A 21,840-nucleotide genomic window follows, 5' to 3' on the forward strand; every position below is an offset into this window, starting at 1 on the left:
TACTACTAGAAATGTCATAAAAACAAATTGATGAGGGGGATTCTTCAAATGTTATTCCCTTCATTAATTTGGAATTTCTCTTCTGAAGAAAAAGTCATTTATATTACTTTTGATGATGGTCCTCACCCAGAACTCACCCCTTTTATACTACAAGAACTAGATAAGCATAAGGCAAAAGCAACCTTTTTTCTATTGGGTAAAGAAGTGGATTTATACCCTTCATTATTAAACGACATTTTACAAAAAAATCATTCGGTAGGAAATCATACATATTCACATCTAAACGGGTGGAAGACTAAAAATAGAGAGTATTTTTCAGATACTGATAAGTGCCATGCTATTCTAAGTAGCAAACTATTTAGACCTCCATTCGGTAGGATTAAGCCTTCACAGATATGGCGACTAAGAAAAACATTTAAAATAATTATGTGGGATGTGTTAAGTTGGGATTTTCACAAAGCAATATCGCCTAAAAAGTGTTTTAAAATTATTAAGAAAAAAACAAAAAATGGCTCTATCATTGTGTTTCACGAAAATGATAAAGCCATTAGTAATGTAAAATATTGCTTGCCTAAAATACTAGACTACTACGCCAAGGAAGGTTACAAGTTTAGGGCTATTACTGATTAGAAGCATTAACTTCCATCCATCCACCTTCATTTTCAACCTCAACTATTACTCTTTCAAGAACTCTAATATCTTTTGAGAACGAACGCCTGATTTATAGAACACAATCATTGGCTCTAAATCTCTAATCTATTCTAGTCGATTTGGTATATCATTCATCGGTATATTAATAGAGCCCTTAACATTACCAGAGTTAAACTCAAGTGGTGTTCTCACCAATCAACACAACTTTAGTTATATTTGACGTGAACAAGAACTACCATATGAAACGGGTAGCAATTTCTCATTTGATAATTTAGCATATCCGCCGTCAGAATTTATTAAAGAATTGAATCCATTAGACGCTAATAATGAGCAGGCAATCATCGAACGATAGCCTCCAGCACAATACACCACTAAAGGTTCTTCTTTGCTTAAAGAGGATATTTTTTTCGGCAATTCTTGAAGCCTAATATGAGTGGAACCTGCAACGAAACCATTTTCTAACTCGCCAGGTTTCCTCACGTCCAATACAGCAGTGCCTTCTTCTATTAATTTTAAAACATCCGACGCGCTTTTATTGTCTATTGTAGATAAATTGCCTTCAGCTGCATCTATTCCACCATCTAAAAATCCTTGAACCTTCTCATAGCCTACTCTAGCTAAACGAGTTAGGGCTTCTTTTTCAGAGTTTTTATCGGTAATCAAAATCAAAGTTGATTCTGGGTCAATTAAAGCACCTACCCAAGGGGCATACTGCCCTTTTAATCCAATATTAATAGAGCCTTTAATAAATCCTTTTGCAAAATCATTCGGTTGCCTTGTGTCTAAGAGATATACGCCTTTTGATTGTGCTTCTATGACCTCTGAATAAGACATGGGGTTTAGATTTCGTTCTATTACATCATCGATATCTTCGTAACCATTTTTATTCATCATAACATCTGTAAAGAAATATGATGGAGGAGCTAAGAGGCCATCTGTAACTTCTTTAATAAATTGCTCCTTACTAATATCTTGAAGAGCATAATTTGTTTGTTTTTGCTCGCCTATTGTCGATGAGGTTTCTGTTCCGATATTTTTTCCACAGGCAGAACCGGCTCCATGACCTGGAAATACAAGAACGTCATCTTCTAATGGTATTAATTTAGTGTGAAGGGAATCGTATAAATAACCTGCTAAATCTTCCTTGGTGATTTCTCCTGACTTAACTGCTAAGTCTGGTCTTCCTACATCTCCTACAAACAAGGTGTCACCAGTAAAAACACTATGATTTTTTCCGTTTTCATCTTTTAACAAATAACAAGACGACTCCATAGTGTGACCTGGTGTATGCAATAATGTTATACTAGAATTCCCTAATTGAAATATCTCACCGTCTTCAGCTTTATGAAAATCAAACTTCGCATCGGCATTTGGTCCATAAATAATTTTAGCTCCTGTTCTACGAGCTAAATCCAAGTGGCCAGAAACAAAATCAGCATGAAAGTGTGTTTCAAAAATATATTTTATTGTCCCGCCATCTTTTCTAGCCATATCAATATAAACATCAATGTCTCTTAATGGGTCAATGATAGCAATTTCTCGCTCAGACTCTATATAATAGGCTGCTTCTGATAGGCATTTAGTGTATAGTTGTTCTAGTTTCATAACTTTTTGTTTTAATTAATTAAGAAGTTGATTAACTATGGTCTCATTTATTAATATTACAATGGCCATAAGTAGCACAAAAATACCAAATGATTTTTTTAATACCTGACTATTTAAATGTTTTGATATAAATATTCCGATATTAATTCCGATAATGGATAAGAGCGTAAATAATAGCATTAAGTCCCAATCAATTGGATTTGAAAGTTCGCCAAGAAAACCAAATAAGGACTTAATCGAAATTATAATCAAAGATGTACCAATGGCTTCTTTCATATCAATATTGGTTAATAAAAGCAGAGCTGGGACTATTAAAAAACCTCCGCCCGCCCCAACCAATCCAGTTACAATTCCAACAATAAACCCATCAAGAATTATCATCATGTAATTATTGCTTGATTGTGAGGGTTTAGGACGCCAAGAAAATATCATTGATAAAGAGGCTAACAGCATTATTAGCGCAAACAAAATTAAAATGAACGTGTCTTTTGACAGCGAAAATTGTTCCGAAAAATGCATTACTTCGGGCAGTGAAGTAAGTATCCATTTGCGACTTGCAAAAACTCCAATAAAAGACGGTATTGCAAATAATACTCCTATTTTAATATTGATTTGTTTCTTTAAAATGTATCTCTGGGCGCCAAATAAAGCTGCTACGCCAACAACAAATAAGGAATATGCTGTTGCACTAACAGGACTTATTCCCATTATATACACCAATATAGGCACAGTTAATATGGATCCGCCGCCGCCAAACAAACCTAAGAAAACGCCGACTATTAAAGCCATTAAATAACCTAGTACTATCATGATTCTAAGACTATAAAAAAATGTTTATTTACGCGCATTTAGAGAAGGTAACTAACAACTCAATGTTAAGAAAAATAAATCTGTAAAAAGTTAGAAGCCAGCAATATACATAGATTTGCGGAGTCGTAACATTTGTTTTTGGTTAGCTTTATTGTTAGACAATTCAAAAGTCCTTTATTAATTTAGAGGACTTTTTCTATTTAGGCTGATTAAATCTGAAACCTAATTTAAATTCATTAGTTCCTGAAGAAACTGTTGAAATGTCCGAAGTAACAAAGTCATGTGCATAGGCTAGGTAAAACTTTTCATTTAAGTCTATACCTATATATAAAGCTACCGCATCATTCAATCTATATGAAAGTGCTGACCAAAGCATGTCTTTGTAAATTACTTTAGACATAATTTCTAATGATAAGGGGGCTGGAGGAGCAAGCATAAATAAGACGGATGGCTCTAGTGTTATAGTACTATTCAATTCCTTAATATATCCACCTCCGATATAAATATGATTTGTTAGGCCATCAGAAACTAAACTATTATCTGAATAGTCACTATCTATATCAAATGTGGACGTAAGAAGCTGTGGTAAAGAAAAACTGGCGTAGAAGTCGTCTGCATAAAGGTATGCTCCAAAGGTAGCAGTAGGTACTACTGAAGATAAAATAGAGTTATTAAACACCGGATCGCCATCATCATAAGGGTTAACAATAGTATGGTCTAATTTGTATTGTAAGAAGCCTGCCGACAAACCTAATGAAAGGCTCATGTCATCTTTTAATCTTAGATGGTAGGAGTAGCTTACATTTATCCCTCTTCTGCTATCAGCGCCTGCTACATCTTTGAAAGCGGTAGCACCAACTGCCATTTTTTCGTTACGTAAAAGACCATAACCGTTGATAATGTCTGTTTGTGGAGCTTCTCTAACCCCCGCCCACTGGTTACGAATAACTGCATTAAGCTGAGTAGTTCCATCAACACCTGCATAGGCAGGATTATATAAAAAAGGGCTTAATTGATAGCTGCTAAATTGAGGTAATTGTTGAGCAAAAGCCTCATTACCAATTATCAATAAAACGAAATATAATATGACTTTTTTCATTTTTATTACCTTACAATGGTTACAGGACCAGTTAATGGTTCCTTATTGATATCGTCTTCAAAACTAATTATATAATAGTAAGTTCCAATAGGTAAATCATTACCATTGTATTTACCATCCCAGTTTAAAATATTAGGTGAGCTGCTTTCCCAAATTGATGCTCCCCATCTGTTAAAAATTTGAACCTTAACGGATTCATATTGGTTTAAATAGCTGATTTCCCACGTATCATTATATCCATCAGCATTAGGTGAAAAGCCTTCATTCATTCCAACAAAAACACGTATTGTATCGTTTCCTATGCAACCAGTAACGGTATCTAAGGCATAAGCTACATAATTGGTTGTAATCAATGGGCTAACATCTATACTACTAGTTGATTCGTCAGTACTCCATAAGTAAGGAGCTTCTCCCTCTGAAATAGATAGAGTTAGAGCTTCACCCCTTGTGATACCAATATCATCATTAGCAACGATAACAGGATTAAGTACTTGAATATTTAATTCGTCTGTAAATGAACATGAAGAAGATAAATTTTCTACCTCAACAGTAATTGTAGATGAATTGTTAACGATTAAACCCAATTGTGCCCCATTTGTAAACAATTCTTGACTTGGTGAAATAGACCAACTGTATGAATCGTATTCAGCAAACATACTCCCATCAACAGAAATACTATCTCCATGGCATACATTCAATACTTCATTGTAATTAAATACTCTTGCAGGATGAATCTCAACTTCTTGTGTAAATTCACATCCATTATCATCAGTAACAGTTAAAAGGAAGAGTGTATCTGCTACATCATTTACAGAAGGGAAATCAACTATAATATCTGACTGTGTAGCACTTGACGATTGATAATCAAAGCTAGGTGATATGCCAGAAATAGGGGTAATATCGTAGTTATAATTACCCGTATTTGATGGTGTAGCACCAGTTGTTTGAACTAAAATACTTCCATTTTGTCCTTCGCAATATTCATTTATTACGTCTAGTGAAACAGAATAAGCGTCTGGTTCATATATTGTGAATGATGATGACTTAGTACATCCATTATCATCGGTTACTATTACAGTGTAGTTTCCTGCTGCTAATGTTGAAGGGTTTTCACCATCCCAATCTATATTCACATAAGGCGTTGTTCCTCCGGTAATTTGACCAGTTAAACTTGCAGTACCATCTTCTAATCCATTACAACTAACATTGGTTGTTACAATCGAGTTTATAAGCAATGGACTATCTGGTCCATCAACAGTATAGGTTGATGTATGTTCACAGCCATATAAGTCAGTAACTACAAGGTTATAGGTTCCTTTAGATAAACCATTTATATTTTGAGTGTTCCCTACAGTTCCATTCGCCCCTGACCATTCGAACTGATATGTTGGAGTTCCACCAATTACTTCAACAGTAATTGCTCCCGAGTTATCTTCATAACAATCGTTATCTGTAATTGAATAAGTAGAAACCTCAACTACATCAATTGGTGAAGTAACATAAACAGAGTCAACAAGAACACAGTTGTTAGCATCAGTAATGATGTTAGTATACCATTCTCCGGGTGCTAAACCAACTGCTGTAGCTGATTGCTGATTCAATGGATCATTCCAATCGAAAGTGTAAGGCAACCAGCCACCAGAAACATTAAAATTAAATGTTCCATCTATATCGCCTAAGCAACTAACAGATGTGGTATCCTCAGAATTATTAATCGAAAATAGTTCTGAATAATCTATACTTATTGACCCTGTCCCTACACAACCGTTATTATCTGTATAAGTAGCGCTATAATTTCCTGCACTTAGATTAGTTGCTTGTGCTATTAATGAAATAACATTAGCATCACTATCAAACCAACTCACGGCATAGTTTCCAAATCCAAGTCCTCCAGTATATGTAGCAGTAGCTTGTCCGTCATTATTTCCTTCGCACCTTACATTGGTAACATTTTCAAAACCAACTGTAATTTGATCTGGTTGATTTACAGTAATATTATCTTCAGCTGTACATCCTCTATCATCAGTAACAGTTACCGAATAAACATCCTGTGGGATAAGTGATAGAGTATCAAATGCTGCAGACGTAAAGGTTCTTATGTCGTTAGGGTTTGTAGAATTAAACCACTCAAAGGTGTAAAGTCCTGTACCACCGCCAGCATTGGCTAAAATGACTGCATCAGAATATCCAAAGCAAGAGATATCAACACCATTATAATCGGATAAAATTGATAAATCAACTGTAATAGGTGACGGCTCGCCAATCGTAACTGGTGAATATACAGTAGTACAACCGTTATCATCTTCAACCTCTAATTGATATGAGCCTGGCAATAAGCCATTAACAGTGGGATTTACTGCTGAAAGGTTGGCAGGCCATAGGTTTATTCCTTGACTATTTTGCCAACTAAACCCATATACGCCTGAACTGACAGTCCCACCAGAAACTGTAACGACAGAAGCACTACCGTCTGATGCTGAAGTACAACTGACATCTTCAGAGCTAATAGAAACACTGATTGGCTCTGGGGTTAATATTTCAATATTTTCTAGTTCGTCTGTACAACCCAATGAATCTCTTACAGTAGCGTTATAAGTGCCTCCAGCTAAGTTCTGGAAAGTTGACAAGTTTTGCCAACTCACACCACCATTAATAGAGAACTCGTAGAAAGGTGTGCCTCCAGTGGCATTCAATGAAATTTGACCATCGGTATCGTTGTAACATAAATTATTAACTGCACCTATAAGGACTAAATCTGGTGAACTCGTTTGTGAAATAAATACACTGTCTATAGTGTAGCAGGAATTGATATCCCATACATGAACATAAATTAAACCATCTGTTAAATTTTGTGGATTTGAACTTTGCGATGTTGGGTTCAGACTTCCATCTTGTAATAGTAATGGTAACTGATAGGCGTCATCATAAGTCCAAAGAATTGTGTAAGAGCCTACACCTCCTATGATATTAACATTAGCTGTTGCATCCCAACCTAAACAACTTTCTTGAGTGGATGAAACTCCAGTAATTTCTAATTCTGCAGGCTCACCAACATAGAAGGAATTATTTAATAATTCACAGCCATTTGAATCTTCTAAATCGTAAAAATACATGCCTTCAGAAAGCCCCGTCAACAAGAACGTATCCGCTGAAACCACAGTAACCGTTACAGAAGACGGAAGTGAAGAAATAGTATATCCAGGTGTCCCTCCATTAGCAATAACTAATACTTCGCCATCAGAGGAAGAATTACAAAGCGCACTAGTTACTATATGAGAAACAGAAAGAGGTGCTGGTTCAAAAATTTCGTAAGATGTTTGAGCTACACATCCATTAGCATCTTGAACAGATAGGTCATAAACTCCTGCAGAAAGACCTGTAATTGAGTCAACAGTAATTTGTTGAGAAAACCCTGGATCGTTAACAAACAACCAATAGTAGTTTCCTGGAAAAGGATTACCACCAGATATATCTAAAAACAACTTACCATTGTCGGCACCGTTACATGTAAGAGTAGATGTAGAAAGTAATGTATTAACAGATAGCGAAATTGGTGGGTTTTCGTTAATTGTAACTGGCTGACTCCAAGTATCAACACATGACGTTGTATCAACTACAGATAATGTATATGTTCCAGCAGGAAGATTATCAATTATTGTAATCGTATCTGATGAAACAAAGCTTCCTGCAATACCAGACAATGTAAATGTAAATGGTAATGCTTCACCTAAAGCTTTAATTTCTAATTCACCATCGCTTCCACCAAAACATAGGTTATCGGTAACTGTAACAGATTGAATTTCAACATCAACAATTTTTGGGATAAATACATTCACTGTTTTCTCACATGTAAGTTGATCTGTTATTTTTACTAAGGTATTGCCTGAAGGTAATGATGTAGCTGTTGAGGTCAATTGACCGGAAGACAACCACTCAAAGGAATAGCCTGATTGACCTCCAGAAGGATTCACTGTAGCAGCACCATTGGAATTACTACAAGTTTCAGAAACTATATTAGTAAACGTTGCAGTAATTTCTGTGTTCTGCTGAATAACCAAAGTGTCAACAAAAGAGCATGAGTTATTGTCAATTGCTGTAACAGTATATGCGCCACTTGGCAGTTGATTAACTGTAAGGTTATTTAATGCCGTTGAACTTGTAACACCTAATGAACCGGGTTCATGCGTAATTGATGAATAAGGGGTTGTCCCACCTAAAACATCTACAGAAATTTGACCTGTTGATGCACCAAAACAATTGACATCTAAAACGCTTGTATTGAATGACATTTGAGTTGGGTGAGTAAGGGTAAAGGTTAAAGTATCAGAACAGTTTTTAAAATCTGATAAGATGACTTGATAAATACCTTCTTCCAAATTATTTATGTAACTATTTGTACTAGTAGAACCTCCTAACCATGTATAATCATAAGGAAATGTTCCTCCTGAACCACTTACTGCTATAAAACCGTCTGAGCCTTCAAAGCAATTTGGGTTTGAAGATGAATCTGTGTTTAATACAAGAGGACTAGGCTGAGAAATATTAATTGGTAATATTGAAGAAGTACATCCAGCAGTGTCAGTAGCAAAAACAGTGTAATTACCCGCACCTATGTTTAGCTGAGTATTCGTAGCTCCTGTAAAAGCAGCTCCATCTTTAGTCCAAGTGTAAACCAAAGTTCCTTGACCTCCATTTGCATTAATTGAAATTGAACCATCTGATAATCCAAAACAAGATGGGGTTGTAGTTGATTGAACTGAAAGAATTAACTGAGCGGGTTCTGTGATTTGAATTACTGAGTTAAACGGACAGTTATTTCCGTCAATTACTGAAACATTATACGAGCCTACTGTCAAATTTGAATAATAATTTGAATCTGAGGAAGTAAATGATGGCACCAAAGTGTCGACTGTAAAAGTATATGGAGTTGTTCCTTGGGAAGCAGAAACAGAAAGATTTGCATCTGCAGAATTAAAACAGGATAAAGGTGTAGAGGTTGTTGATACACTTAAAAAAGAAATATCTTCTATTGAAATAGTAGTATCAAATTCACAAGCATTTGCATCAGAAAGTGTGAAATTGTAACTACCATCAGAAAGATTATCATATACACCATTACTCTGAATCACCCCGTCTAAATCAAATTGGTAAGGTAGAAGACCTCCTAAACCATCAACTTCAAATAAAGCTAATGTATCTTTACAAAAAATCGTATCGAGTGTCAATATATCAATACCAAGTTGTGAGTATTCAAAAATTTCAATTTGAAGAGAAGCAATACAACCGTTAACATCTATAGCTTCAACAGTATAAGTTCCTGATGATAAATTGTCAAATACAGATGCGGCTTGCCAAGCTGATGCATCAATTCTGTATTGGTAACCAGCCGTTCCGCCAGAAGCCAAAACTTCTAAACTACCAGTACTTTCACCAAAACAATCAACGGAATCTGAACTGACTACTGTTAACTGAATAGCTGAGATTGTATCTAAAACCGTGTAAACTGAATTGTAAATACAGCCGTTAGCATCTGTAACTTCAAGATTGTAATCTCCTCCCTCTACAGAAGTAATATCTTCACTGCTTGAAGTGAAACCATTCGGGCCTGTCCAAGAAAATGTATAATCTAATGTATCTATTACATTACCTGTACTGTTATTAATTTTTAATCCTACACCACCACTAACATCAATCTGCACTTCTCCATCAAACTGAGAATTACAAAGAACATTAGTTATGTTTTCATCAACATGCAAACTATCTGGCTCTCTGAGAGTAACCGAACGCACTATTTCACATCCAGTTGACGAAGTAAATAAAATAAAATAGTCCCCTGCACAAAGTCCCGTTTGACTAGCGTTATCAGCGGCAATTGAATAAAAAGGAACGCCAGCTACTGTATCTTGATAAAAGGCTATTGTATATGTCTCTGGAGAAGGGTCTGGAGAAGGGAAAATATTCACATATATTTCACCGTCACAAACCCCATAGCAACTAACATTATAACCATTAAAATTAAATGCTGGAGTAAATTGACTAGAGTTAAAAACCACTTCAGAAAGCGTATCTTGAATATTACATGTATCAACACCAGAAATGATAGTAACATCATAAACTCCACCGTCTAATCCGGTAAGTAAAAAAGTGTCTTCGGAGAATACATTGTTGTAAGTTGAATTGTCTGGAAAGCCTACCTCAAGGGTATAAGGGGGCGTAAGCCCAGAGCCAGGAACAATTTCTAATATCCCATTATTGTTACATTCGTCATCCTGTAATACATTAACAGTACATTGGGCATTTGACTGTATTGCCGTGAAAAAACTAGCAAGAAGAAAAGCTATAATCTTTGCCTTATCTGATATTTTCAAAATATTTAAGTTTTAGATTATCTAAAATTTTGCATTGCAAGATACAAAAATTAACAATCTTTCGAACATAAATGCTTATAAGTACAAAAGAAATAAACACATTTTTGTTGATGATGTAGCTCGTTCAATTTGAATAATGGAATTGAATTCGATTAAGTATAATTAATTTGCTAAGTTTGTTACCATATCAAAGCCCTTTAAGCATGAAATCTAATTCTTACAAAGAACGCCATCTTTTTATGGGGGTATTCTTGCTAAAAAGCACTCAATTATATCTTATTTTATTAAGACTCAAAAAACACTTTTACATTGAAATATGCTCATATGTTTTATACATTTCAGCACTCATTTTTTTTATCGTTAATTGAGTGAAGTTTTGATAACCTTTTCACTACTTAGCAAGCTAGATTGGTTGAAAATCTGCAAATAATACAGGCCATTGGTCAAAACTTTGGTGGATATTTTTGACTGTAAATCTCTTATTTTCGACTGCATTACCTTTCTTCCAAAATTATCAAAAATCACAATCCTATCAAATTCGACATCACTATCAATATTTAATACTTCAGTTGTTGGATTGGGATAAATTTTTGTTGAGGTTAATCCTACAGCATCCACTGAAACTGTTTCGCAAATGATATTATATAGAAAATCGCTTATGAATGGAACTGCTGTTTGAGAAATATTAGTAATTGGAGCAGCATGTCCTCCAGAGTTAAAGGTGTATAAGTCATTCTGTACGCCCAATGTTTCAAGTGTAGTGTGAATTTCTCCTGAGCCACATAAAATCGGAAAAGCATCGTTTCCTAATGCATTGTCGCATTCATAACTTACGGTATTGTCATCTGAGGCATGCACACTAACTATTGGCTCATCCTCTGAATCAAAAAAAGCTAAGGATTGTATAGCTCCTGCCAAACTTATTGCTCCAATTACTTCTGAAGAATAGCCTTCGTTACCGCTATTACCCTCAATACCTCCAGAATTATCAAAAAACTCTTGAAGATCATTAGGAATATCATCACTATCTACTGCAGACAAATGAACCGCAGTTACAGCTCCTGCCGAATAGCCACCCACAAAAATCTGATCTGGATTAATACCATAGCTATTTCCGTTTTCTGAAAAATCTTTTCTGAAAAATCTAACTGCAGCCTTCATGTCTGAAATAGAGTTTATCACGGTTTGCGTCAATATTTCTGAGGCGTTGGGTGAAATCAAACTAACCGTTGAGGTTAGCCTGTATTGAATTGAAGCAGTAAAATAGCATGGCTTGGCAAAGGCTTCACAAAGACTTATCATAGGAGGGTTATCTTTATTTCCAGCAACATAAACTCCGCCATGAGCAAAAACAATCAATGGTCGATTGGTAGCAGTATCGCCCACAGCTTGATAAATATCCATGTCCAAACCAGAGTCAGAGGATGACCAATCATAAACGTCAGTATATTCAACTGTAGTTTTTGAAATGTTTGAAAAAATTTCATCCTGATATCTCCCATCACATTGTCCAAAAACAACTTGTGAGACTAAAAATAGACTTAGTAGTAATAATTTTTTCATAATTCGAATTGATTTATTCATTTCCAAGTTTTGCCATTTGCTGCTCGATTTGCACATCCTCAATTTTAGAGAATAACAAGCTAGCTTTTCCTATTTGATGACCAGCATCAACGGACATGATTTCATCCCAGGATGACTTTTTAAGCTGAAGAATTTTATGCATTTTATTTGATGTAAAAGGCAAGAATGGCTCTGACAACACCATTAAATGATTAGCTATTTGTAAAGCGATGTTTAGTATTGTTTCGGTTCGTTTTTCATCTGTTTTTTTCAATTTCCAGGGCTCAGTATCTGCCAAGTATTTATTTCCCAATCGAGCAAGATTCATAAGCTCTGTCAACGCCTCTCTTAGCTTATATTTCTCTATTAACTCACCAATTTTTTGGGGAAAATCATTCATCTCGTCCAGGATAGATTGGTCGTAATTATCTAGTTCATGTCTTGCAGGAACTTTTCCTTCCCAATATTTATTAGTAAGAACAACCACTCTGTTGATGAAATTGCCAAAAATACCTACAAGCTCACTGTTATTTCTTGTCTGAAAATCAGACCAAGTGAAATCGGTGTCTTTTGATTCAGGAGCTGTTGAGCATAATGCATACCTCAAAACATCCTGCTGCCCCTCAAAGTCTTTCAGGTACTCATGTAGCCAAATTGCCCAATTCCTTGAGGTTGATAGTTTTTGCCCCTCAAGATTTAAAAACTCATTAGCTGGAACATTTTTAGGCAACACAAAACCTCCATGTACTTTTAGCAGTATTGGGAAAATTATAGCATGAAAAACAATATTGTCTTTACCAATGAAGTGGATAAGTTCAGCATCATTTTGCCAATAATCTGCCCACTCTTTACCATTATCCTTAGCCCATTGTTTAGTAGCTGAAATATATCCAATTGGTGCATCGAGCCAAACATACAACACCTTTCCATCCTCCCCTTTTATGGGCACTTTTACTCCCCAATCTAAATCTCGCGTCATCGCACGCTCTCTAAGTCCGCCATCAATCCAAGATTTGCATTGACCAATTACTTGCGAACGCCATTGACTTGGATCGTGTTTTTGCACTCCATCAAGCTCACCATTTTCAATCCAATTTTTAAGCCAATCGGCATGGTCTTGCATAGGTAAATACCAATGTTTTGTTTCTTTCTTTACTGGCTTATTACCACTCAAAGTAGATTTTGGGTTTAGCAATTCGGAAGGACTGAGGGCTGATCCACATTTTTCACATTGATCACCATAAGCTGAGTCATAACCACACTTAGGACAGCTTCCTACTATATAGCGATCGGCTAAAAATTGTGAATGTTCTTCATCATAAAATTGCTCCGATATTTTCTGAGTAAATGCACCTTTTTTGTTAAGTTCACTAAAAAAATCTTGAGAGGTTTTATGATGTAAGGGGTCAGACGTTCTGTGATAAATATCAAAATCAATGCCAAAATCGGCAAATGACTCTTTATTCAATTCGTGATATCTGTCAACAATTTCTTGAGGCTCAACGCCTTCTTTTTTAGCTCGAAGTGTAATGGCAGCTCCATGTTCATCCGAACCACAAATAAACACTACATCTTGTTGTTTTGCCCTTCTATACCTCACATAAATATCAGCTGGAAGGTAGGCGCCAGCAATATGCCCAATATGTAAAGGTCCATTAGCATAGGGCAATGCTGAAGTTACGGTGTAGCGCTTTTTTGTCATGAAAAATTTAAAAATATATCTTCGCAAAGATATTAAAAGAATAAAGACTTTTATGACGCTTAAAGAAGGATATATAAAGACTGTTCAAAACCTTAAGAAAGGGGATAAAATAGGCATTATTTCAACGGCTAGAAAAATCAATAATGAAGAACTAAAATTTGCTGTGCAGCTAATTGAAAAATGGGGTCTAGTGCCCGTGTTGGGTCAAAATATTTACAGTAGCGACAACCAATATGCTGGAAATGATAGTCAGCGTATTGAGGATATGCAATCTATGCTCGACAATTCGGAAATTAAAGCTATTCTGTGTGCGAGAGGAGGATATGGAAGTGTAAGAATAATAGACCGTTTAGATTTTTCTGCTTTTAAAAATCGACCGAAATGGATAGCCGGTTTTAGCGATGTAACAGTCATTCACTCTCATATAAGTAATTTTAACGTTCCGACCTTGCACAGTACAATGCCAATTAACTTTAAATCTAATACGGCAGCATCTGTCGATAGCCTAAAAAAAGCGCTTTTTGGCGAAGACATAGATATAAAATGTGTTAGTCATCCACTCAATAAAAATGGTAAAGGTAGTGGTCAAATTGTAGGAGGAAACCTCTCTATTCTTTACAGTTTAATTGGATCAGCGTCTGACATAGACACAGAAGGTAAAATTCTATTTATTGAAGATTTGGACGAATATCTGTATCACATTGATAGAATGATGATGAGCTTGAAAAGAAGTGGCAAACTCAGCTTTTTAAAAGGTTTAGTTGTTGGTGGAATGACAAAAATGAATGATAATATTATCCCTTTTGGAAAAACTGCAGAGCAAATTATTCTTGATGCTGTTTCGGAATATGATTACCCTGTATGTTTTGATTTCCCTTCGGGACACATTGATAATAATTTAGCTCTAAAACTCGGAGCATATGTTCGATTAGATGTCGGAAAAGATACATTACTACACTATGAATAAAGCCCATGAGCTAGGAAAAGAAGGAGAATCACTAGCTAAAAACTACTTAAGCCAAAAAAAATTTAACATACTGCACTCTAATTGGCGATGGGAAAAAGCTGAAATCGATATAATTGCTGAACACAACACTCAATTAGTGTTTATTGAAGTTAAAACTAGAAGAAACTTAAGGTTTGGAAATCCATCAGAATTTGTCAGTTTTAGAAAACAAGAGCTCATGAGGGATGCTGCTGAAGCCTACCTTGAACTGTATAAATTAAACAATGAAATACGTTTTGATATAATTGGTATTGTACTCAATTCCAGAGGAGAAAAGATTGAACACATACAAAACGCCTTTTAAATAGGTGTATTTAGTACATTTGCAAAAAAGAGATAGATGGCAAAGCAAATAAAAAAAAGTGTTGATAAGTCAGCGAATAAAGGAAGGGGCTCAAACGCTTCAAAAGGAAAACACGGTACGTCGGAGTCTTCTTCTCGAAATAGTGATTTTAAAAAGTCAGGACCAAAACCAAATAACAAGTCTTTCAAAAAGAGAATAACAAAAAAAGCCGTTAAAAGCACAAAACCAGGTATGCGATTAAATCAATTCATTGCTCATTCGGGCATAAGCTCAAGACGTGAAGCAGACGATTTGATAAAAGCTGGTTTAGTTGAAGTTAATGGCAAGATTGTGATAGAGATGGGCTTTAGAGTGTTGGAGACCGATGTCGTAAAATTCAATAACGAAAGCATTAGCTCAGAAACTAAACGCTACTTATTACTCAACAAACCGAAAGATTTTTTAACGCTAACAGACGACCCAAGGAAAAAAAATGTGTTTGAGTTAATTGCAAAGGCATGTAAAGAACGAATTTATCCTGTTGGAAGGCTAGACAAACAAACATCTGGGCTACTACTATTTACCAACGATGGTGAGCTTTCTAAAAAACTCACTAACCCTAGAAAACGTGTGAAGAAAATTTTTCATGTCACTTTAGATAAAAACTTAAAATCATCGGACATGCAAAAAATTGTTGAAGGCGTAATGGTTGATGGCTATAAAGTCGATATTGAGGCTATTTCATATATTCAAAACTCACCAAAAAAAGAAGTTGGTGTAGAAATACATATTGGTAAAAATAGCACCCTCAAAAATGTCTTTGATAAAATTGGATATAAAATTGTAAAATTAGACAGAGTTTATTTTGCTGGACTAACCAAAAAAGATATCTCTAGAGGTCGCTACAGGTTTTTATCAGAAAAAGAAATATCAATGTTAAAGATGATTTAAATTCTATACTAAACTTTGAATTATAGCCGTTAAAAAATTATGCGAATTGTAAAGCGAATTATTATAACACTAATAGTCTTAGGCGTTCTTGTCTTCGGGGCATCAGCTACTTTGATTTATTTGAAACAAGACAATCTAGAGCAGATTGTAATTGAGGAAATTAATAAGCAACTAATATCTGAAATTTTAGTTGAAGATATTTCATTTTCTGCCATCAAAAACTTCCCATACGTAAGTGTTGAGTTTGATAATCTTACCATCATAGATGCTTTCCAAGAAGATACTCTATGTAAATTAGATGAAGTAAACGTAAAGTTTAATGCTCTAGATCTCTACAACAAAATTTATTTAATTCAAGAAATTTCTTTAGCTAATGGATACGTGTCAATTTACTATAAAGATGGGCGTCCAAATTATGAAATTTGGAATACGGAAAGCGATACAATTGAATCTGAAAGTATCGATTTTGGGCTTGAAAATGTAGCACTTAACAATGTGAAAATTAATTATGTTGATGATGGGTTGGTAAGTTCTTTCATGAATAAAGAAACAAGACTTCAATTAAATATCGAAGACAGCGAAACATATATTGATATTAACGCTCAACTTTTAAACGAAAAATTACTGCTTAACAATATCAATCACTTTCCAAATGAAAATATCAATTTAAACACAAAAATGTCAATTGACTCATCAGGACTAGACATTACTACTGACTTGAGCGTAAAAGACATCCCTTTTAATTTAGATATAAATCAAACTAATAAAACCCTAAAGGTTTATGTAATAGCCAAAGAATTTGATGTCGTTTCTATATTAGATATTCTTCCAAAAGAGTATTTATCCGCTATTGAAGATTACGATATTTCAGGAAAAAGTTCCTTCAAGCTCGCCTATATAAGCGACCAACAAAAAGAGGCTGGAATTGATGTAGATTTTACGTTTAAAAACGGAACAATAAAAAGCGATGTTATTCCATTTGACTTGCAACAATTATCCCTAAATGGAAAATATACTAATGGTTCCAAAAGAACAGATGAAACTACTCTAATAGATTTAAAAGATATTCAGCTTATCGCCAACAATGAACCAATTCTTGCAAATGCTACCATTAATGGTCTGGAAAATCCTAAAATCAAGGCTGATGTCTCTTCGCAACTTAAACTCTCTGAACTTGAAAAGTGGGGTTACAAATCTGATTTTAAATCAATTGATGGAATTGCAACTTATGAAGTGATTTATCATGGGAATGTAGGTGTTAAAAACAATATTGATTACGATATTGCAATGGCTAAAAAGTCGGCAGATATATTTATAGAAAACTTAAGTCTAAAAGTGGATGAGCAGATCCCAAAACTCTCAAACTCTACTATAAAATTAAAAGTTATTAATGACCATATAGATATTGAACGTTTGGAAGGCACTCTTGCTGAAGAAAGTAAATTTAAATTTGTTGGTGCAATAGAAAATGTGTTCTCATACCTTTTCTTAAAAAATTCACCTCTAAAAATTGCAGGTGAATTTAACTCCAAATGGATGATATTTGATGAATTAATGCAAGTCGATAGTACTTCAGAGGGTAACACAAATGAGGTGAAAGCTGTAGAACTTCCTGAAGATATCATTGCCAATGTGAAATTTAACTTAGATGATTTTACATATGACCGCTTTCACATGCGGAATTTTCACAGCAGTATTAAATATAAAAATAAAAAACTAAACGTCAATAACATTGAGTTAGAAACTATGTCAGGGAAAATCACTTCTAACCTTACATTTGAACAGTTAAGAAGTGGGAAAATGAGGCTAATAAGCACAACATTACTTGATAATATCAATGTGCGACAACTATTTTATGAATTCCATAATTTTGGACAAAACACCATGAGGCATAAGCACCTAAAAGGTAAAATAGACTCAGAAATTTATCTGCGAAATGAATGGGACAAGTACTTTACTCCTATTGATAATCACTTATATTCTTTTATAGATGTTAACATTAACAATGGTGAGCTATTGGAGTTTGAACCACTCATGGAAATGTCTGACTACATAAGTGTAAATGAGCTAAAACGAATTAAATTTTCTAACTTGGAGAACCAAATTGAAATAAAAAACAACAAAATTGAAATTCCATTTATGGAAATTTATTCCTCTGCATTAGATATGGCTGGCTCAGGAAGTCATACATTTGATAATGAAATGGATTATGAATTTAAAATTTTGTTGAACGAAATTTTAGGAAATAAGTTCAAAAGAAAACATAAAAAGAAAGTTTCAGAATTTGGTGTAATAGAAGACGATGGTATAAAGGGAATGACTCTTTTTCTCAAAATGAAAGGGTCTGTTGATAATCCTGAGATTTCGTACAATACACTAAAACTGAGAGAATCACTTGACAAGGGCTTCAAAAAAGAAAAGAAAAAATTAAAAGATGTTGTAAAAAGTGAGTTTGGCGACAAACCATCGGAACAGCAAATTGAAGATAAGCCTGACTATGACAGTATCATTGAATGGGAGGAATAAACATATACAGTAAGAAAAAGAATTGGAAAATTATTCTTGTAATCTTTGCAAGTATTATCGCTCTAGTTTCATTAAGTTACACAAATAATTTGGTCAGTGAGCTTGATAAAGAAGAGCGAAAGAAAATAGAGCTTTGGGCTGAAGCCACCTATCAGTTGGTAAATTCTGGCATGGGACCTACAAATAATATTCTGGCAAGTAGGATAATGCAAGAAAACACAACCATTCCCATAATACTAACGAATGAGGTTGGGGAAATAATAGGAGATAGAAATCTGCCAGACAGAAAGTTTCGTGATGCTTATCTCAAAAAACAGTTAGAAATAATGAGCGAACAGCATGAGCCTATTAAAATAGAGGCAACCATGAATGGTGAAGTTATTCTAACTCAGTACCTGTATTACAAGGACTCATATATACTATCTCAGCTACGTTTTTACCCTTTTCTTCAATTAGTTGTCATCTTCTTTTTCATACTAATTGCATATTTAGCGTTTAACCGTTCCCGAAAATCAGAACAAAACTTAGTCTGGGCAGGTATGGCAAAAGAAACTGCTCACCAGATTGGCACTCCTCTTTCTTCGCTTATGGCTTGGGTTGAAATATTAAAAAACAAAGAGGGCATGTCCGAAATAAGTGCCGAAATCAATAAGGATGTTATTCGATTAGAAACTATTACAGAACGCTTCTCGAAAGTTGGTTCAAAACCGAATCTAGAAAACCAAAACATTTACAATATTTTATCAAAGTCAGTAAGCTATTTGCAAAATAGACTCTCAACAAATGTCAATATTACATTAGATAATCAATGTAATGATGCCAATGCGCCTATTAATGCTACCTTGTTTGAATGGGTAATAGAAAATATTTGCAAAAATGCAGCTGATGCCATGAATGGAAAAGGTAAAATCACTATCACCATCCAATCAAAATCAGACTTTTTAACTGTTGAAATTAAAGATAATGGTAAAGGGCTTTCAAAAAATAATTTCAAACGAATTTTCGAGCCGGGCTTTACCACTAAAAAAAGAGGATGGGGTTTGGGCTTATCTCTCTCTAAACGAATAATCGAAGAATATCACCTAGGTAAGCTATTTGTAAAATCATCTAGCCCAGAAGGCACAGTATTTTGTATTTCTATTCACAGAAATTAATTACTACAACTCCCTTTACCTCGCTTGAAAAGGTACTCTTGATGGTATTCTTCAGCTCTGTAAAACGTTTCGGAAGGAACAATTTGAGTCACAATAGGGTTTTTAAATTTTTCTGAATCATCTAACGCTTTCATTGTATTAATTGCAATTTCTTTCTGCTCATCATCATGATAAAATACAGCAGATCGGTATTGAGTTCCAACATCAGGCCCCTGCTTGTTTAAAGTTGTTGGATTATGGTTTTCCCAGAAAATATTAATTAACTCCTCAAAAGATACTTGTTTGGGGTCATAAAGCACTTCTACCGCTTCAGCGTGATTAGTGTTTTCATAGCACACTTCTTTATAAGTAGGATTTTTAGTATTACCACCAATATAACCAACATCAGTTGAATAAACCCCCTTGAGTGGTCTATACAATTCTTCTACACCCCAAAAACAACCTGCTGCAAAAGTGGCCTTTTTAAGAGAGTCATGAGCTATGAACCGGATGCTAATACTATTGACACAATGACGTGTGTTTTCAGGTGTAAGTTTCTCTCCAACAAATACATGACCAAGATGACCGTCACATTTTGCACAAGTGATTTCTGTACGTTCATATCCCAAATGAAAATCAGAATATTTATTTATTGCACCTTCCTTGACCTTATCAAAAGCAGGCCAGCCACAACCCGCGTCAAACTTAGACGAAGAGTCGTACAAATGATTACCACAAGCACGGCAAACAAATATACCTGCTTCATAAAAATTATCGTATTCACCAGTAAATGGCGCTTCCGTTCCTTTGTCTACGATGACTCTTCTTTCTTCAGGGCTTAAATTATCAAAATAGTTGTGTTTCATTGGTTTTGTTGAGTTAGTTTGACATGAAATTAATAACGGTAATGCAATGCAAAAATACAGTATTAGAGAAAATGATTTAGTAGCACTATTGCCAAATTTCTTAATTACTTTTGTGGGGTGAGTGGTATTTATATTCATATTCCGTTTTGTAAGCAGCAATGTCACTATTGCGATTTTCATTTTTCTACTTCTTTGAATAACAAGAACGACCTTTTAGATGCTCTAGTATCAGAAATGAAAATAAGAACTCCTTTTTTGGAGGGTACAAAGATACGGACTATTTATTTTGGAGGGGGAACTCCTAGTCTACTTTCATCTGATGAACTTAATAGATTATTTGAACACCTCAACAATCAATTTGACCTCTCAGAAGTAAGTGAAATTACAATTGAGGCAAATCCAGATGATTTGACTTTAGAAAAAATAAAAGCCCTATCAAAAACACCTATTAATCGATTCAGTATAGGAGTGCAATCCTTTCATCAAGAAGATTTAGAATATATGAACAGAGCTCACAATGTTGAGCAAGCCAAGACAAGTATAAAAAGTGTGCAAGATGCTGGTTGGGATAACATTACAATAGATTTAATTTATGGAACTCCAACCCTAAATAATGATATGTGGGTGGAAAATATGCAAAACGTCATTGATTTTAATGTTCCTCATCTATCAGCTTATGGACTTACAGTTGAAGAGAAAACACCACTTTTTCATGCAATTAAAACTGGGAAACAGGCACCTTTGGATGAGCTTAAAAGTAAAACACAGTTTGAAATGCTAATGGACTTTATTCCTAAAAATGGACTAGAGCAGTATGAAATATCAAACTTTGCCAAAGAGGGCTTTGAAGCTAAACACAATGGTAGCTATTGGACAGATGATATTTATCTTGGACTCGGACCATCAGCACATTCTTTTGATGGAAAACGCAGAATGTGGAATATATCAAACAACATTAAGTACATTAAAAGTCTAGAAAAGAAAGAATTGCCATTAGAACTTGAAGAGTTATCAGAAGTTCAACGCTACAATGAGTATATGCTCACTGCCTTAAGGACAAAAAACGGCGCAAACATTAATTATATAAAATCTCGTTTTTCTCCATTTTTAGTCGATTTTTTTCACTTTTCAACAAAAAAATGGCTTTTTTCTGGCGAAATCATTAAAATTGAGGATACTTACAATTTATCAAAAAAAGGCAAATTAATAGCCGATTGGCTTTCATCAGACTTATTCTACGTAGAATAATTGATTCAAAATAAAAAATAGTCCATTTT

14 protein-coding genes are annotated in these 21,840 nt (G+C 34.7%); 7 read left to right on the forward strand and 7 right to left on the reverse strand.

Annotation, left to right across the window (positions count from 1 at the left end):
• The first annotated feature begins 30 nt into the window (after positions 1 to 30).
• A complete protein-coding gene (locus tag ISP73_05075; protein MBL6657959.1) occupies positions 31 to 630 on the forward strand; it encodes a polysaccharide deacetylase family protein in 600 nt (199 codons plus the stop codon).
• 231 nt (positions 631 to 861) lie between these two features.
• Here ISP73_05075 and ISP73_05080 read toward each other — a convergent pair whose 3' ends face one another.
• The 6 genes from ISP73_05080 to metG all read right to left on the reverse strand — a co-directional run bounded on the left by ISP73_05080 (position 862) and on the right by metG (position 13,798).
• The gene (locus ISP73_05080) at positions 862 to 2,256 is read right to left on the reverse strand and encodes an MBL fold metallo-hydrolase (GenBank protein ID MBL6657960.1); all 1,395 of its coding nucleotides are present in this window, start codon (positions 2,254 to 2,256) and stop codon (positions 862 to 864) included.
• 15 nt (positions 2,257 to 2,271) lie between these two features.
• Positions 2,272 to 3,066, reverse strand: coding sequence for a sulfite exporter TauE/SafE family protein (locus ISP73_05085; GenBank protein ID MBL6657961.1), 795 nt, complete (start codon positions 3,064 to 3,066; stop codon positions 2,272 to 2,274).
• 196 nt (positions 3,067 to 3,262) lie between these two features.
• Positions 3,263 to 4,165: a type IX secretion system membrane protein PorP/SprF gene (locus ISP73_05090; GenBank protein ID MBL6657962.1), complete on the reverse strand. Its 903-nt coding sequence runs from the start codon at positions 4,163 to 4,165 to the stop codon at positions 3,263 to 3,265.
• 5 nt (positions 4,166 to 4,170) lie between these two features.
• Complete coding sequence (locus tag ISP73_05095) at positions 4,171 to 10,533, reverse strand: gliding motility-associated C-terminal domain-containing protein (GenBank protein ID MBL6657963.1); 6,363 nt, start codon at positions 10,531 to 10,533, stop codon at positions 4,171 to 4,173.
• Between the two features lie 360 nt (positions 10,534 to 10,893).
• The gene (locus ISP73_05100; protein MBL6657964.1) at positions 10,894 to 12,096 is read right to left on the reverse strand and encodes a T9SS type A sorting domain-containing protein; all 1,203 of its coding nucleotides are present in this window, start codon (positions 12,094 to 12,096) and stop codon (positions 10,894 to 10,896) included.
• 13 nt (positions 12,097 to 12,109) lie between these two features.
• Positions 12,110 to 13,798, reverse strand: coding sequence for a methionine--tRNA ligase (gene metG / locus ISP73_05105; protein ID MBL6657965.1), 1,689 nt, complete (start codon positions 13,796 to 13,798; stop codon positions 12,110 to 12,112).
• Between the two features lie 52 nt (positions 13,799 to 13,850).
• Here metG and ISP73_05110 point away from each other — a divergent pair, with 52 nt between their 5' ends.
• From ISP73_05110 to ISP73_05130, 5 genes are read left to right on the forward strand one after another with little or no spacing between them, the layout of a single operon-like run.
• Positions 13,851 to 14,765 carry an LD-carboxypeptidase gene (locus tag ISP73_05110; protein MBL6657966.1) on the forward strand — a complete coding sequence of 305 codons (915 nt, stop codon included), beginning with the start codon at positions 13,851 to 13,853 and terminating at the stop codon, positions 14,763 to 14,765.
• Positions 14,758 to 15,108 (forward strand): YraN family protein, encoded by a 351-nt coding sequence (locus ISP73_05115; GenBank protein MBL6657967.1) that lies wholly within the window; start codon positions 14,758 to 14,760, stop codon positions 15,106 to 15,108. Before ISP73_05110 ends, ISP73_05115 begins: the two co-directional genes overlap by 8 nt.
• A 36-nt stretch (positions 15,109 to 15,144) precedes the next feature.
• A complete protein-coding gene (locus ISP73_05120) occupies positions 15,145 to 16,038 on the forward strand; it encodes an rRNA pseudouridine synthase (GenBank protein MBL6657968.1) in 894 nt (297 codons plus the stop codon).
• Between the two features lie 39 nt (positions 16,039 to 16,077).
• Positions 16,078 to 18,564 carry a hypothetical protein gene (locus ISP73_05125; GenBank protein MBL6657969.1) on the forward strand — a complete coding sequence of 829 codons (2,487 nt, stop codon included), beginning with the start codon at positions 16,078 to 16,080 and terminating at the stop codon, positions 18,562 to 18,564.
• Positions 18,552 to 19,718, forward strand: coding sequence for a HAMP domain-containing histidine kinase (locus ISP73_05130; protein ID MBL6657970.1), 1,167 nt, complete (start codon positions 18,552 to 18,554; stop codon positions 19,716 to 19,718). The genes ISP73_05125 and ISP73_05130 overlap by 13 nt, the downstream gene beginning before the upstream one ends.
• Here ISP73_05130 and ISP73_05135 read toward each other — a convergent pair.
• Positions 19,715 to 20,563, reverse strand: coding sequence for a bifunctional methionine sulfoxide reductase B/A protein (locus ISP73_05135; GenBank protein MBL6657971.1), 849 nt, complete (start codon positions 20,561 to 20,563; stop codon positions 19,715 to 19,717). The two genes, ISP73_05130 and ISP73_05135, sit on opposite strands and share 4 nt — an antisense overlap.
• 117 nt (positions 20,564 to 20,680) lie before the next feature.
• Here ISP73_05135 and hemW point away from each other — a divergent pair, with 117 nt between their 5' ends.
• On the forward strand, positions 20,681 to 21,811 hold the full coding sequence (gene hemW / locus ISP73_05140) for a radical SAM family heme chaperone HemW (protein MBL6657972.1): 1,131 nt from the start codon (positions 20,681 to 20,683) through the stop codon (positions 21,809 to 21,811).
• The last annotated feature ends 29 nt before the right edge of the window (positions 21,812 to 21,840 follow it).

This window comes from Flavobacteriales bacterium, assembly GCA_016779935.1.
GTDB lineage: Bacteria > Bacteroidota > Bacteroidia > Flavobacteriales > UBA7312.